At 60.8% G+C, this 15,781-nt stretch carries 10 protein-coding genes; 5 read left to right on the top strand and 5 right to left on the bottom strand.

Annotated features, from left to right (window positions below; translation table 11 throughout):
• Position 1 precedes the first annotated feature (1 nt).
• The 3 genes from HQL44_15155 to HQL44_15145 form a co-directional block, all read right to left on the bottom strand.
• A complete protein-coding gene (locus tag HQL44_15155; protein MBF0269921.1) occupies positions 2-1,996 on the bottom strand; it encodes a hypothetical protein in 1,995 nt (664 codons plus the stop codon).
• Positions 1,997-2,459: 463 nt separating this feature from the next.
• Positions 2,460-2,882, bottom strand: coding sequence for a hypothetical protein (locus HQL44_15150; protein ID MBF0269920.1), 423 nt, complete (start codon positions 2,880-2,882; stop codon positions 2,460-2,462).
• Positions 2,879-4,006 carry a hypothetical protein gene (locus HQL44_15145; protein ID MBF0269919.1) on the bottom strand — a complete coding sequence of 376 codons (1,128 nt, stop codon included), beginning with the start codon at positions 4,004-4,006 and terminating at the stop codon, positions 2,879-2,881. Before HQL44_15145 ends, HQL44_15150 begins: the two co-directional genes overlap by 4 nt.
• 46 nt (positions 4,007-4,052) lie before the next feature.
• On the opposite strand from HQL44_15145, the gene HQL44_15140 reads away from it, so the two are divergent.
• Both HQL44_15140 and HQL44_15135 read left to right on the top strand, forming a co-directional pair.
• Positions 4,053-5,891: a hypothetical protein gene (locus tag HQL44_15140; protein ID MBF0269918.1), complete on the top strand. Its 1,839-nt coding sequence runs from the start codon at positions 4,053-4,055 to the stop codon at positions 5,889-5,891.
• A gap of 249 nt (positions 5,892-6,140) precedes the next feature.
• Complete coding sequence (locus HQL44_15135) at positions 6,141-6,728, top strand: DUF1013 domain-containing protein (protein ID MBF0269917.1); 588 nt, start codon at positions 6,141-6,143, stop codon at positions 6,726-6,728.
• 78 nt (positions 6,729-6,806) lie between these two features.
• Here HQL44_15135 and HQL44_15130 read toward each other — a convergent pair whose 3' ends face one another.
• A complete protein-coding gene (locus HQL44_15130) occupies positions 6,807-8,030 on the bottom strand; it encodes an ammonium transporter (protein MBF0269916.1) in 1,224 nt (407 codons plus the stop codon).
• 489 nt (positions 8,031-8,519) lie between these two features.
• Here HQL44_15130 and HQL44_15125 point away from each other — a divergent pair, with 489 nt between their 5' ends.
• Positions 8,520-10,928, top strand: coding sequence for a phosphotransferase (locus HQL44_15125; GenBank protein ID MBF0269915.1), 2,409 nt, complete (start codon positions 8,520-8,522; stop codon positions 10,926-10,928).
• A 198-nt stretch (positions 10,929-11,126) separates the two neighbouring features.
• A complete protein-coding gene (locus tag HQL44_15120; protein MBF0269914.1) occupies positions 11,127-12,812 on the top strand; it encodes a cache domain-containing protein in 1,686 nt (561 codons plus the stop codon).
• Positions 12,813-12,877: 65 nt separating this feature from the next.
• Here HQL44_15120 and HQL44_15115 read toward each other — a convergent pair whose 3' ends face one another.
• Positions 12,878-14,785, bottom strand: coding sequence for a propionyl-CoA synthetase (locus HQL44_15115; protein MBF0269913.1), 1,908 nt, complete (start codon positions 14,783-14,785; stop codon positions 12,878-12,880).
• Positions 14,786-15,029: 244 nt separating this feature from the next.
• Between HQL44_15115 and HQL44_15110 the strand changes: the two genes are divergently transcribed.
• Positions 15,030-15,770 carry a diguanylate cyclase gene (locus HQL44_15110; GenBank protein MBF0269912.1) on the top strand — a complete coding sequence of 247 codons (741 nt, stop codon included), beginning with the start codon at positions 15,030-15,032 and terminating at the stop codon, positions 15,768-15,770.
• Positions 15,771-15,781: the final 11 nt, after the last annotated feature.

The following is a 15,781-nucleotide window of genomic DNA, read 5'->3' as shown; positions in this document are numbered from 1 at the left end:
ATCAGTCGGCCTCCTTGGCTGGCGCCTTTGCTCCGTGGTTGCGGCTGGCTTCGCCGACCAGGGCAAGCGGCACCGCGCCCACGCGCACGCGCGTGCGTTCGATGCGGGCGCGCAAGCGCGAACGGTCTGCGGTCAGCCAAGACAGAACGGCGGCTTCCCGCAGCAAGGGGCGCGCAAAGGCATAGCGGATGGAAGCGCCGCTGCCTTCATGAACCAGCAATTTGGCTTCGGTCGCGCGGGCCAGGGCTTCGTCCAACGCCTTTTGCCCGCGCGGCCAGAAGCGGGCCAGCAGGCCGGGGGCGAAGAAGCGGCCAAGCAGGGCGGCCAGACGCAAAGCCTCTCTCAGGTCCGCATCCTGGTCCATTTCGGCAATCAGGCTGGCATAAAGGCGGATCGGCATCGGCAGTCCCTGGGGGATGGCGGCGTCTCCCTTGGCCTTGATGCGGCCCAAAAGCGCCATCACAAGCTCGACGCCATCGCCGGGCCGTCCCTGGGCCTGGCGGACGACGGCGCGAACCAGCCCTTCGTCCAGATGGCTGTCGCCATCCAGAGAAGCGATCAGGGCAATCATGTCCTCATCCAACAACGGCGGCATGCGCATCCGCTCGGGGGACGGAAGCCTTTCCCGCAGGGCTTCGGGTATGTCCTTGCCAAAACAAATGACGCCAAGGGTGGAGGGATTGGCTTCCTCGGCCAGCCTGGACAGCAAATCGATCAGGGCGGGAGAAGCCTCCTCGATGTCGTCGATCAGCAACGTCAGGGGCCTTGATTTTGACAGCCCGGCTAAGGCGACCGCCAGTTCCCCCAGACCTGCGGGCGGTGAGGTCGGCGATATAAGCCCGCGCAAAGTTTGGCGAATGGAAGGCTCGTCGATCTCCATGCCGGACAGAAAAGCCTCTAGCCTAGCTTCGCGCTGGCGCGATTCTTCTGCGAATCCAAGGCCAAGCTTGATTTCCAGCGCCAGGGCTAGACCCGTCGCGTCCGGACCCAGAGCGCGTCGGCCCGCCGGAATATATAAAGCAAGGCCCGCCGTCGCCTCGATTCGCTCGGCCAGGGCTGCCGCCAACGTTGTCCGACCAAGGCCGCCAGCCGCTTCAATCAGGATGCAGGCGGATTGCTTGCGCATGACCTGGAGGTCTTCAAGCAGCGCTTGGCGGGGCGAGGGCAACATGGCCGGGGCGTGCAAAGGCAATTCGCCACGCACCTGGGCGGTGCGACCCAGCCCGCTGACCGCCGTAAAAGCCTCGAAGCCCAGAATGTCCGATGTCAGCCTCTGCGTGGCCTCGCAGGCCAGCAGGCGTCCGGCCGGGGCGTGGTAGGCAAGCCGCCATGCCTGGGCAAGTTCCGTGCAGGCCAGGGGCCGCGCCGCCTGGGCGCCCTGGGCCATGACGACAGAAACGCCGGTGGCGATGCCGCCTCTGGGATGGGGTTCGGCATCGTCATCGGCCATCAGCCGTTCTAGAACGAAGCGCGCCGCCCGAATGGCGCGTTCGGCGTCATCCCTACGGGCGCGGATCAGGCCAAAACGCAATTCGATGCCCTGTCCCGCCCGCTCGTAACACTGGCCGCCAAGGGAATCTGCGGCTTGGCGACCGTATCGGACCAGGCTTTCCAGGCGATCGACGAGGCGGCGGGTTCCCAGAGCCTGGGCCATGCCCTCGGCCGGTTCCAAGATGATGGCGGCGACGGAAATGACGCGGCATTCGGCCCCCAATGCCGACGCTTCTTGGTTGTGCTGGGTTTGTGCAAGCGTGGAGGAGCCGGTTTGGCGCTGCCCGGGCGCTTCGCTGGCGGCCAACCCGCGCAGGGCGGCCACGGCCTGGGCGCGGCTGGTAACGTTCAGTCTGCGGAAAAGCGCCGCCACATGCTGTTTGACCGTTCCGACTCCGATATCCAGAAGAGAAGCAATTTCCTTATTGCTCCGCCCTTGCTCAATCAGGGAGACGATCTCCCTCTGTCTTGGCGTCAGTCCATCCAGCATAGCGCTACCCGGCATCCCCTCAATCCCGCGCCCTGAGTGCGCCCCAGGGCCATTTTCTCTATATTTGTGGCGATCCCAAAAAGGCCGGAAGGTTGCCTAGCCGGAAACCGACCACTTTGGCGCCATCCTGGCAAAGGTTATAAGACCTGCTTTCTGGGCCTAAATTAACCACCTATAGAAACTCTTTGGCCGATGCCCGCAAAGCGATTCTGCCCAGCGCGACTCGGCGGATTACTTAAGGAATCCTAAGATAATTCAGAATCATGCACAAGAAATTTAACACCAGTAAACATGTCGTTAATGTGATGCAATTCGACACAGGCAAAGCAAATCCCTCAATCCTTCCAGGCACAAGCTATAACCTTTGGGGGTGTTCAGAGATTTAAATAAGGGGGGTAAAACTATAAGGGTCGCAAAGGATATTTCCTTGGCGGCGCATCTTGTTAGGTAAAGCCGAAATTGCGGCAGATGATTTAGCTCACGGGGAATGGCCATGGCCGAGGAAAACAACAATCCGACGCAGACGCAAGGTGAAGATCGCCAGGTATTGGATGATCTGACAGTCTTGCAGAACGTCCCCAGGCAAAACATCGAAGACCCCGAGTTGCGGGCTGAACGAGCTGGCGAGAGCGAGCAGGGCGACGACGCCTTCGGCGCTGCCAACGTACACTTCGGCGGCCAAGGCGTTGGATTGCCGGAAGGTGCTCGCCGTACCGAAGCGGCCATTGCTCCGGCTGATGGCACTCCCGAGCAGACATTGCCGCCGATCGATACCGGCGCTGACGCAGTTCCCCCCCCCATTCCACAGTTTATTGACGGCACCATCGGGAGTTATTTTGGTCCAGAATTTGATCAATTTGGCGCTCGCCGTGTTCCTGGCGACGAAGTCAATCGCATTCAAGACGGCGGCCCTGGTTTGGGCGATGAGCGGGGCGACGAGGGTCGTCCTGTCGCAGGCGCAACGCCTCCCGTGACGCCAGTCGCGACCGCCACCACGGCGACGACCGCCACCACGGCGACCACCGCCACGACCGCCACGACCGCCACGACGGCGACGACGGCGACGACCGCCACGACCGCCACGACGGCGACCACGGCGACGACGGCGACGACCGCCACGACCGCCACGACCGCCACGACGGCGACGACGGCGACGACGGCGACGACGGCGACGACCGCCACGACGGCGACGACGGCCACCACGGCGACGACCGCCACCACGGCGACCACGGCGACCACCGCCACGACGGCGACCACCGCCACCACGGCGACCACGGCGACCACCGCCACGACGGCGACCACCGCCACGACGGCGACCACCGCCACGACGGCGACCACCGCCACGACGCCTTCTGAGCCCAGCGATCCGAAGGGCAGCAGTGAGCCGAAGGGTGGTTCCGAGCCTAAGGGCAGCAGCGAACCCAAGGGTGGTTCCGAGCCTAAGGGCAGCAGCGAACCCAAGGGTGGTTCCGAACCTAAGGGCAGCAGTGAGCCGAAGGGCGGCTCCGAGCCTAAGGGCAGCAGCGAGCCGAAGGGCGGCTCCGAGCCTAAGGGCAGCAGCGAGCCGAAGGGTGGTTCCGAGCCTAAGGGCAGCAGCGAGCCGAAGGGCGGCTCCGAGCCTAAGGGCAGCAGCGAGCCGAAGGGTGGTTCCGAGCCTAAGGGCAGCAGCGAACCCAAGGGTGGTTCCGAGCCTAAGGGCAGCAGCGAGCCGAAGGGCGGTTCCGAGCCTAAGGGCGGCAGCGAGCCTAAGGGCGGTTCCGAGCCTAAGGGCAGCAGCGAGCCGAAGGGTGGTTCCGAACCTAAGGGCAGCAGCGAGCCTAAGGGTGGTTCCGAGCCTAAGGGCGGATCGCATCCGAAGGGTGGTTCCGAGCCTAAGGGCAGCAGCGAGCCGAAGGGTGGTTCCGAACCTAAGGGCGGATCGCATCCGAAGGGCGGCAGCCATCCGAAGGGCGGATCGCATCCGAAGGGCGGCAGCGAGCCGCATGTGACTGAGCCGCCGGTTACGTCGCCTCCGGAGGATGGCATCCAATCGTCGGCTGCCTTCAGTGATGCCCAGAGCTACGAAGACGACATGTCGAGTGTCGCCTTCCAGACCGATAGCAATGGTGATTTGCTTGCAGGCGACCTTGCCAGCGGGTTGCTGGTTGATATCGGCTCGCACATCGATCTGACAGGCGTCACGGGTGACGACCAAGTCAGTCAGATTGTCTTCGACATGTCCGCCTTGCCAGAGGGCACGGTGGTCCTGTTCGATGGCCAACCGTTCGATCTGAGCGGCGGATCCATGCTGGTGTTCGAGGGCGATTCCCTGAACGCCTTCATGGAAGATCCGAGCGCGCTTAAGCTGTCGGTCCCCGATCACTCGGACGCCGATGCCCAGGTGGGCGTCTCCGTCACGGTGACCGATGCGACCAGCGGCGAGAGCCAGGACTTCGCGGGCAGCATTGAAGTGGTTGTCGATGCGGTTGCTGACCAGCCCTACAATGTTGATATCACTGCGGATGTGACCATGATTGGCGGCGATACGTCTGCTGCCGATCAGTTCCCCGAGATGCCTCACGACATCTCGAACATGGTTCTCTATCTCGACAACGGTTCGGGCGAGATCGTGAAGGTCAAGATCGACAGCTTCGATGCCGGAGATGGCGTCAGGGATGCCGACAGTCTCGATCTGCAGGGCTTCGTTGATCAGAACTACGCTGGCCATGAGTTGGTGGCGGTGACGATCAAGGCCGGTCAGAATCATCCGGATGGCTATGGTCCGGGCGAGGGCGAGTTGTTTGTCATCGACGACAGCTATAGCGAAGCGACGCTGCCGGTTGCCGACCATGCTGATGCGACTTGGCAGTACACCCAGGCGCTGGAAGAGGGCTTGAGCGGTGAAGGAGAGTCCGCAGAACCTCAAGAGCAGATGGCCGAAGTCTCGCTGACGGTGACCGCCACCTTCGCCGACTACACCGACGGCTCCGAAGCCCATTACCTCTATGTCGAGGTTCCGGGCGGCTGGACGGCGCCGGAAGGCTCGACGCTGGTGGATGGCGGTAGCTTCGGCGGCAACGCCGGAACGAGCTACATGAAGGTCGAGGTCGACAACGATGATCTGGCCGCCAATGGCGGTGTGGTCACGATGCCGATCGCTCTGATCGCGCCTGCCGACGCGATTGGCGAGGATGGCGTTGCGCTGGATGTCTTCGCCCAGGCGATGGAAGACGATCTTTCGGATACCGAACTGACATTCGACAACAATGTCGGCTTGGCTTCTGACAGCATCACCTTCACCTTGCCGGAAGAAACCGAGCCGCCGGTCACCGAACCGCCGGTCACCGAACCGCCGGTTACGGAGCCTCCGGCGACCGAACCGCCTGCGACCGAACCGCCTGCGACCGAACCTCCGGGTGAAAGTGTTACCGGCACCAAGTGGTCCGATACGCTGACCGGCGGTGATGGCGGCGATACGCTGGATGGCGGCAAGGGCAATGACAAGCTCTCTGGCGGCGATGGCAACGACACGCTGATCGGCGGGCTTGGCAACGACACGCTGAACGGCGGCGATGGCAGCGACACCCTGTTGGGTGGCGATGGCAACGACAAGTTCGTCGGCGGATCGGGCAACGATACCCTGCTGGGCGGCGACGGCAACGACCTGTTCACCTTCAACGATGGTGATCGGGGAACGGCCAGCGTCAACGGCGGATCGGGCTGCTGGACCGACACCATCCAGATGAATATGGATGGCGGGCCTGCCGGGTCGCTGGAACAGGGCGCTTGGACGCTCGAGGTCGATGGTCAGACGATGACCAACGGCCAAGACTCCGGCACCTTCACCTTCGATCACCCGGTCAGCGGCACCATCAGGACAGACGATCAGGAGATCCAGTTCGACAATATCGAAAAGATCACCTGGAGCTGATGCTGATAGAGTGATTACCGAAATGGGGCGGCAGGGCAACCTGCCGCCTCTTTTTTTCACAACGCCTCAGTAGCTTATAAAGAAAAGGGATTTTTTGGCGTCTGGCGGTTTGACCCGGCGGATCGGGTAGGGTATATAAAAGGCTTGGTTCACAAAAAAGCGTCCATTAGTGGCGTGCGGTCCTGGCCGGATCGCGACGGGGAACGGCTGTTACCCTGTTCTTATGGCCCCTAGGTGAGGAGATTGACTATGGCCCTTCCCTTGATGCCCAAGGCAACGGCTGTTTGGCTGGTTGAGAACACGACGTTGACCTTCGAGCAGATCGCCGATTTCTGCGGCATGCATTCGCTGGAAATCCAGGCCATCGCCGATGGCGAAGTGGCCGTGGGCATCGTCGGACTGGACCCGGTGGCCACCGGTCAGATCGGCCCAGATGAAATTCAACGCTGCCAGCGCAACCCAGACGCTCGTCTGCTATTGATGAAAATGCCCGACCTGCCGCAACCCCGCGCCAGGACCAAGGGGGCGCGCTACATGCCAGTGTCCAAGCGTCAGGACCGCCCCGACGCCATCGCCTGGATCATCAAGCATCATCCCGAGCTTTCGGATGCGCAAATCTGCAAGCTGATCGGCACCACCAAGCCGACCATTTCATCGGTGCGCGACCGCACGCATTGGAATCACCAGAACATCAAGCCGCGCAACCCGGTGACGCTGGGCCTGTGCAGCGAAGCCGATCTTGAAAAGATGGTGGCCTTGTCCAGGCCCCGGTCGGGCATTGCCGCGGAAGCAGCCGAACCGGCCTCTGAAACGCCGCCGGCGTCCGGCGAAGGCTGAAGAGTCAGCGCTACGCTGGAAACGAAAAAAGGCGCGGGAGCGAATCCCGCGCCTTTCTTCTTCCCCCCGCTGAATGATCTACATTCTCGTGGCGTCCTCTTCCGGATAGGCGGTGATGTTGTGGATGGCCAGATCGGCGCCGTGCCGCTCGCCTTCCTCGCTAAGCCGGATGCCGATGGTCATTTTCAAGACGCCGTAAATGGCGGCGCCGCAGATCAGGGCATAGGCAGCGCCCACCAGCGTGCCCGCCAGCTGCGACATCAGGCTGACGCCGCCCATGCCGCCCAGGGCTTCCAGGCCAAATACGCCGCAGGCGATGCCGCCCATGGCGCCGCAAAGACCGTGCAGCGGCCAAACGCCCAGAACATCGTCGATCTTCCATTTCAACTGGCATTGATCGAAGGCCCAGACGAACAAGGCGCCGGCAAGAACGCCGGTCGCCAGGGCGCCAAGCGGATGCATGACGTCGGACCCGGCGCAGACGGCGACCAAACCGGCCAAGGGGCCGTTATGCACGAAACCGGGATCGTTGCGCCCCACGATCAGGGCAGCCAAGGTACCGCCCACCATGGCCATCAGCGAGTTCATCGCCACTAGGCCCGATACCGCCTCGACGGTTTGGGCGCTCATGACATTAAAGCCGAACCAGCCGACGGTCAGGATCCAAGCGCCCAGCGCCAGGAAGGGAATGTTCGAGGGCGGAAATGCGACCAGCCCGCCGCCCTTCTTGTAACGTCCCAGGCGGTTGCCCAGCATCAGCACAGCGCCCAATCCGGCCCAGCCGCCCACCGCATGCACGACCACCGAACCGGCGAAATCATGGAAGGGCGCTCCAAACAGCCCCTCGATCATGCTTTGAAAGCCAAGACGCCCGCCCCAAACCAAGCCCTCGAAGAAGGGATAGACCAGACCCACCAGAACGGCGGTGGCGATCAATTGCGGGAAGAATTTGGCGCGCTCGGCGATGCCGCCCGAAATGATGGCCGGAATGGCCGCCGCGAAGGTCAGCAGGAAAAAGAACTTCACCATTTCGTAGCCATGGGCGGCGAAAAACCCACCCTCGCCCGACAACGCCTTGGCGCCGACGAAGAAGGACACGCCGTAAGCCACTGTGTAACCGACCAGGAAATAGGCAAGGGTCGATACGGCGAAGTCGGTCAGGATCTTGACCAGGGCATTCACCTGGTTCTTGCGCCGCACGGTTCCCAGTTCGAGAAATGCGAAGCCTGAATGCATGGCAAGCACCATAATGGCGCCCAGAAGGATGAATAAGACGTCGGCGCCGGACTTGGCGGTGTCCATGTTGATGCTCCCCTGATCGATGATCGTTGCCCGCGCGAGCGCAAGTGCCGTGCCAGTTCGGAAAAGCATTAAAAAACAGGTCATTGTTACAAAGAGAGCTTGGCAAGCGAGGACGCTGAGATGAAAGTTTGGCCTGCCCAATTCATAATCTGATGAAATTTTGTGCGTTGACGTCCAATCCCACGTTTCAGGAAAATCAGTTTAATATCAATAAAGAACAATGCTCGATTTATAGCCACATATAAGGATAGCGCAAAAATTAGCCACGTACTGGGCTAACCCTTGATTGGAGAGTAGGAGGGCCGACGAAGTTGAAATGGCGCACAGAACATCGCGCGGGCAAGGCTGTTCGGTAGAGCGTCCTTCGCCGATGCGCCAAGAAAAATCGCTCGGAACGCCTTGAAGCCATGTTAGAATCTCGCGAAATCAGGGGGGTGACCGGCCAAAGGCGGCGCGGTCCGGTTTTGCCAGAAGGACGCAAGCAGGGGCATGGGCATCATCATCCGTCTTTATCACCGCTCGGAAGGGCTGGAGAAGAATCGCTTCAACACCTTCTTCATGGATATGGGCGAGAACATCCATGTCCATTACCGGGACCTCAGGATTGAATTCAACGTAGACGAATTCATCGAGTTCGCCGATCTGTGCGAGACCTATATTCCCCTGGTCCGCAAGGAAATCGAGGCGGGATTCAAGGACGGCGTCAACCCAAACACCAATCAAAGCGACACCATCAAGACCTTCTTCAACAAAAAGCCGCTGAAGCAGACCATCGTTTACAATCCGACCCGCATTTCGCTGGAAGAGAACACCGACGGCTTTCACATCCATTTGCGCAATTACAAAATCCTGCTCGACAAGCCGTCGTTCCTGAACTTCGCCAGGGCCGCCAAGGAGGTGCTTGAAATGCGCGAGCGGCCCGTCGATCTCAAGGAAACCCTGAATCTCATCGAAATCAACGAGCTTCTCCACCGGGTCGAAGAAACCGGCACGGATGGAGAGCGGGAAACCGCGCGCGTCGTCATCGAGGAACCTTATTACAAAAAGCTGCTGCAGCTGTTCAATGGACTGGGCTACAAGAAGGCCGATCCCCAGAAGGAAATCTATGAAATCGAAAAGGCTCGCATCTCCTTGAAGATAGCCAAAGCGTCGCCAAAACCGCTGCCCAAGCTGGCCGTCAAGTCGCCAGTCGTGCCGCTGACGGCCTATCTGGCCGAGAACGCCAAGCGCTTCTCATCGAAGGAACTGAACCTCTTGAAACTTCAGGTGCTGGACGTCTTCGACTATGTCCGCAAGCACAATCTTGCCAGCGCCTTCGACCTCGATTTCCAGAAGTTCCTGTTCAATGGCGAAACCGGCAAGGTGATCGTTCCTGCGAAGACCTCGCCGGAAAGCGCCAATCCCGACCGCGAATGGGCGCGTTTCGACCAGTTCCTCAACAAGCACGGCATCGGCTTCGTCAAGCCCAACAAAATCGTCTATGACGACGCTCAGTTGAAGGGGTTGAACGACGCTTTCCTCTACTATGTGAAAGAGCATATCAGCCGACATCCCGCAGTCAGGAAGGTGTATCTTCTCAATCCCATGCAGTGGAAGAAATCGGGCAGCCAGACCGGGCGCTATGAGGTGCCGTTCCTGCATATCGGTTGGGCCAAGCTGGGTTCCGACTTCGACATCCTGATCGAAATGGACGAGCGCTATCCGGTGCCGGAATCCTGGGACCTGAAATTCTTCTGGAAGGTCTGCGGCTGCGACTATTACCATTTGGGCGAGGTCGATTATCCGATCGACAACCCCTACGCCAAGGACTATCCGAACATTCCCTTTCGCCAGCATCTGGTCGAAGCCTATCTGTTCTTCGCATCGCGCATGGATGCCGCGGTGAAGGACAAGTACTTAAGCGGCTTTCCCTCGCGCGAGGTGCTCTACGAGAAGAAGGACGTTCTGGAGCGTTTGCCCGCCTTCGTGGCCGAACATTTCGACGTGCAGCTTGACGCTATCGATCCCTTGAAGGGCGTCAGCTTCAACGAAGTGTTCCGCGCCAAATCGAAGGACGGCGACTACATCGTCAAGGTGATGAAAGGGGCCGAGTTCACGCCGCCCGTTCAAGGCAAGCGCGGCACGCATCTAGCCTACGAGGCCTTGTTGCTGGAACGTTTGGCCGAGAAGAAAGCGCCAGCCATCATTCCCCGCCCCGGCAAGGACGGCAAGCTCACCCAGCCGATGGGCGAGTATAATTGCATGCTTCTCGACTTCATCGTCGCCGACAAGGTGGGCGAATGGACGAGCGCTCATTTGATGTCGGCGGCCAGCACGGTGGCCCAGGTCAACAAGGCGCTTTCCCAGGATGCCGCCCCTATCGATTCCTATCGCCTTCAGGAATCGCTTGAATTCTGGCTGCACGATTTTTCGGCGCTGTTGCCAAAATTCACCGACGATCAGGAAATGCGAAGCCAGTTCGAATCCCTGATCCCCAAGATCGAGCAGGCGCGCCAACGGATCGAGAACGCCAAGGATATTCCCTGGATTCATTGCCACGGCGACGTGACGCCCAGGAACATCATGTTCGTGAAGGGCGAGGCGCTGCTGTACGATTTCCAGGCGGCGCGATTTTCTCCCCGGATCGAGGATGTGGCGGAAGGGGCGCTGGAATTCGCCTTCATCGATAAGCAGGCACGGTTTGATCCCGAGAAGTCCCAGAGCTTCATTGAAGCCTATGATCAGGAATTCCCGCTGGCCGAGGCGGAGAAGGCCTTGCTGCCCGCGATGATGTTCCTGCATGCCGCCGTGAAGTTGGGCCGCCTTCTGCGCATGCAGGTGGTGTTCGGCAATAAGGTCAATATGAACCTTGTGAAGGCGTTCCTGAACTACGCCTTGGCCAACGCGGGCCACGCGTAAGGGATAGGCCTGAATTTCGCCCCGTCCGTTTCCGTCTTGTTGGTCGGGGCGGCCGTTAATCCCTTCCTGGGCGCGCAAGCTTTTAACACCCAGGGCATAATTAGCGCAATAAAAAAAGCCCTAAAATGATATGAAATAAAAGAGAAAGATGCTATTCAGCCTCGGGGATTTTTGGGTAGTTTTTCTCGGAGCTGAAACATGTCGGGTGGCATTTCTTTCAAATGGAGCATCTCGGCGCGCATCACCATGGCGGTGATGGCGACGGCCTTGATCGTTGGCCTTGGCGCCTCGTTGGCTTCCTTGCTGATCTTGAATGGCGAAAGCGATCGTCAGGCCCTGGCGGCAATTGACCGCAACATGCGGGTTGCCTGGCAGATGGTGAAGCATGAGGGAAGCGTCTTCAAAATAGAGGACGGCAAGATTTTTGCGGGCGACAAGGCGCTGAACGAGCGCAACGACCTTGCCGACGCCGTAACGCAACTGGTCGGCGGCACGGCGACCGTCTTCATGGGCGATGTGCGTGTGGCGACGTCGGTGCGCAAGGATGACGGATCGCGCGCCACCGGAACCAAACTGGCCCGCAACGCCGCCTATGAAAGCGTCATCGACAAGAAAACGCCCTTCAGGGGCGTGGTGGAGATTCTGGGAACGCCCTACATCACCGGCTACGATCCCATCTTCGATGCATCCGGGCAGGTGATCGGCATTCTGTACGTCGGCATCAAGACCGAGGAATTCTACCGGGCAAACAAGCAGATTCAATTCTGGGTCATCGGCCTGTCGGTGGCGGCCATGCTGCTGGCCGTCATTCTCGCCAGGATTTACGTGAACGCTACCGTTTCAGTCCCCTTGGCGCGTCTGACGGGTAATCTGGGTGAACTGGCCCAGGGGAGCACCGACCTTAACGTGCCGTATCTTGATCGCGCCGACGAAGTGGGCAGCATCGCCAAGGCGGTGGATGTTTGGCGCCAGAACGCGGTTCGCCGCAAGGAAATACAGGCCAAGCTTGAGGCCGAGGAGAGGGCCGAGGAAGCGCGCATCAAGCGCATCGACGCTTCGACCCTTAGCTTCGAAAAGGCGGCATCGGCCAGCATCAAGGACGTGCTGAGCGCTTCGACGCAGTTGAAAAGCACATCGCAATCCATGTCGGCCATGGCCCAACAAACCGAGCGTCAGACGCAGACCATGGCTTCGTCGGCGGATCAGGCTTCTTGCAATGTGCAAAGCGTGGCTTCGGCGGCCGAGGAGTTGTCGGCCTCGATTGGCGAAATCACGCGCCAGGTGGCGGCGTCTTCCCAAATCGCGCGCGCCGCCAAGGAGGAAGCCGACAAGACGAACGAGCTTGTTCAGGGTTTGGCGCAGGCGGCGCAGAAGATCGGCGACGTGGTCAGCATGATCAACGATATCGCCGGTCAGACCAATCTGCTGGCCCTGAACGCCACCATCGAGGCGGCGAGGGCGGGCGACGCCGGCAAGGGATTCGCCGTGGTGGCGGGCGAGGTCAAGAATCTGGCCAACCAAACCGCCAAGGCTACCGACGAAATCACGGCGCAAATCACCGACGTTCAGAATGCCACCCAGCAGGCGGTCGAAGCCTTGCGCGGCATCGGCGAAACCATCGAGCGCATGAACGAGATTTCAGGCTCGATCGCCGAATCGGTCGAGCAGCAAAGTGCTGCCTCCAGCGAGATCGCCCGCAACGTCGCCCAGGCATCGCAAGGCACCCAGGAAGTTACGGCGAATTGCCATCAGGTGCTGACGGTTTCGCAAGAAACCGGAACAGCGTCGCATCAGGTGCTGGATGCGGCGGCCATGCTGAACGAACGGGCAGAAAGCCTGAACAAGGACATCCAGACCTTCCTTGCCAGCGTGCGTCAAGCGTAGCAAGCAACAAAAAAACCGGCCGGGAAATTTGCGTTCCCGGCCGGTTCTCTTCTCGATAGCCTCGCTTATTCCTTTCTGCCGTGGGCGTAGCCCACTTCGGTCAAGGCCTCGTCGATCTCGCCCAGAATTTGCGGATCGTCGATGGTGGCGGGCATCTTGTACTCCTGCTGGTCGGCGATCTTTTGCATGGTGCCGCGCAGAATTTTTCCCGAGCGGGTTTTGGGCAGGCGCTTGACCACCAACGCCGTCTTGAAGGCGGCGACGGGTCCGATGCGGTCGCGCACCATGGCCACGATTTCCTTCACGATCTCGTTGTGCGGTTTGGTGACGCCCGCCTTCAGCACTACGAAGCCCAAAGGCAATTGGCCTTTCAACTGGTCGGCAACGCCGATGACGGCGCATTCGGCGACGTCGGGGTGATTGGCCAGCACTTCCTCCATGCCGCCGGTGCTTAGGCGGTGTCCGGCGACATTGATGATGTCGTCGGTGCGGCTCATGACATAGACGTAACCGTCCTCGTCGATGAAGCCCGCGTCGCCGGTTTTGTAAAAGCCCGGAAACTCCTCGAGATAGCTTTGGACATAGCGCTCGTCTGCGTTCCACAGCGTCGGCAAACTGCCCGGAGGCAGCGGCAGTTTCATCACCAACGCCCCCACCTGGCCTGGCTTGGCCGGATGATGCGCTTCGTCCAGCACCTGCACGTCCCAACCGGGCACGGCCTTGGTGGGCGAGCCGGGCTTGACGGCAAAACGCTCAAGCCCCATCGGATTGGCGCAAATGGCCCAGCCGGTCTCGGTCTGCCACCAGTGATCGACCACCGGCACCTTCAGATGGTCTTCGGCCCATTTCAGCGTGTCGGGGTCGCAACGCTCGCCCGCCAGGAACAGCGTCTTGAAACAGCTCATGTCGTACTTTTTCAAGAATTCGGCGTTCGGATCGTCGCGCTTGATGGCGCGAAAGGCGGTTGGCGCGGTGAACAGCGCCTTGACCTTGTGTTCCGAGATCACGCGCCAGAAGGCGCCCGCGTCGGGCGTGCCCACCGGCTTGCCTTCGTACAAGATGGTGGTGCAGCCGTGCAAAAGGGGCGCGTAAACGATATAGCTGTGGCCGACCACCCAGCCAACGTCGGAAGCCGCCCAGAACACGTCGCCGGGGTCCATGTCGTAGACGGTCTTCATCGATTTCTTCAAGGCCACCATATGGCCGCCATTGTCGCGCACAACGCCCTTGGGCTGGCCGGTGGTGCCCGACGTATAGAGGATGTAAAGCGGGTCGGTGGCGGCCACCGGCACGCAATCGGCGGGCTTGGCGGTTTTGACCGCTTCGGCCCAATCGACGTCGCGCCCCGGCACCATGTCGGCCTTTTCCATCGGGCGCTGCAAGATCACGCAATGGCTGGGCTTGTGGGTCGCCATGTCGATGGCGCCGTCCAGCAGATGCTTGTAGGGAATCACCTTCGCCACTTCGATGCCGCAAGAGGCGGACACGATCACCTTGGGCTTGGCGTCGTTGATGCGGGTCGCCAATTCGTTGGCGGCGAAACCGCCGAAGACCACGGAATGCACGGCGCCCAGGCGGGCGCAGGCCAGCATGGCGATGGCGGCTTCGGGCACCATCGGCATGTACAGAATCACGCGGTCGCCCTTGGCCACGCCCAGACCGGCCAGCACGCCCGCGAACGACGCAACGGCGTCTCGCAATTCGCGATAGGTGAAGGTGGCTTTGGTGTTGGTGACCGGGCTGTCATAGATCAGCGCCGCCTGATCGGCGCGCCCCTCCTCGACATGGCGGTCCAACGCGTTGAAGCAGGTATTGACCTCGCCGCCCGTGAACCAGCGATAGAAGGGGGGCTTCGAATCGTCCAGCACCTTGGCATAGGGCTTGGACCAGACGATGTCCTTGGCGGCATCGGCCCAATAGCCGTTGGGGTCATTGATCGAGCGCTGATAGTCTTCGGCGTAACGGCCGCTCATGGTGCGTTTCCTTCTTTGAGATTAGGCCTAATTCTTTTTAGGGTCGCAGTTTGCGACAGGCCGGGGGGCGTTGGCAAGCCTCTCCTACCCGAAAAACCGCCCGAACGGGGAGGCGCTGGAAAGGTTGTATGCCCCCTTCGCCGCAATTGAAATTGTGATATAGTGTGACAACATCTTGCGCTAGGCCAAGAAATGGTCGGCGGACGGTTTGTTCCTACTTGGCCCTGCAACGGAAAGGATGGCAATGGCCGAGATACCTCTCACCACCGCCTCGGCGCAAGCTGCGGGGGCATCGTCGCCCGCCAGCGGCCCCAGCGCCGGGCTTGGCTATGGCAGCTATGGCGGGCAGCAGCAGCGCAACAAGCGAACGCCCTCGCTGCGCCATGTCTTTTCCGACATCGCCTCGGTGCTGGGCATCCCCGAGCGCAAACTGACGCCCGAAGTGCAAAAGGCGCTCAATTCAATGGTTTCCGAAATGGACCGTCTGCGCGCCGAGATCGAGCAGCGCGACAGCCGCATGAAATGGCTGGAGGAGCAGGCCGACAAGCACGCCTGGCTGCCCGGCTGCTTCAACCGGCGCGCCTTTCTGCGCGAACTGACGCGCCTGAAGGACTATTCCGAACGTTCGGCGATTGCCGGGTCGCTGGCCCGCTTCGACATTCGCACCTGCGACATGCTGCGGGGGCGCTTCGGCCTGCATGCGTCGGATGCGCTGTTGGCGCAAGTGACCGAAGTGCTGGTCAATCAGGTTCGCCAGACCGACATCGTGGGCTGTCTGGGCGGCCCCTGTCTGGCCGTCGTCATGCCGCAGGCCACGCAAGAACAGGCCGTCCACAAGATCGACAGCGTGATGGAGCAGTTGGGCATGCGCCTGTTCGAATGGGAGGGCGAGCGCATCCCGGTCGAGATTTCTTGGAAAGCGCAAAGGTTTGAACCCGGCGAACCGGCCGAAGAGGCGCTTTTGCGCTGCGACCCGGCGGTTTAGGCGACGGTAAA

Source organism: Alphaproteobacteria bacterium, from assembly GCA_015231795.1.
In the GTDB taxonomy this organism is placed as follows: Bacteria; Pseudomonadota; Alphaproteobacteria; order Rhodospirillales; family WMHbin7; genus WMHbin7.
This window is presented reverse-complemented; position numbering and strand designations above follow the sequence as displayed.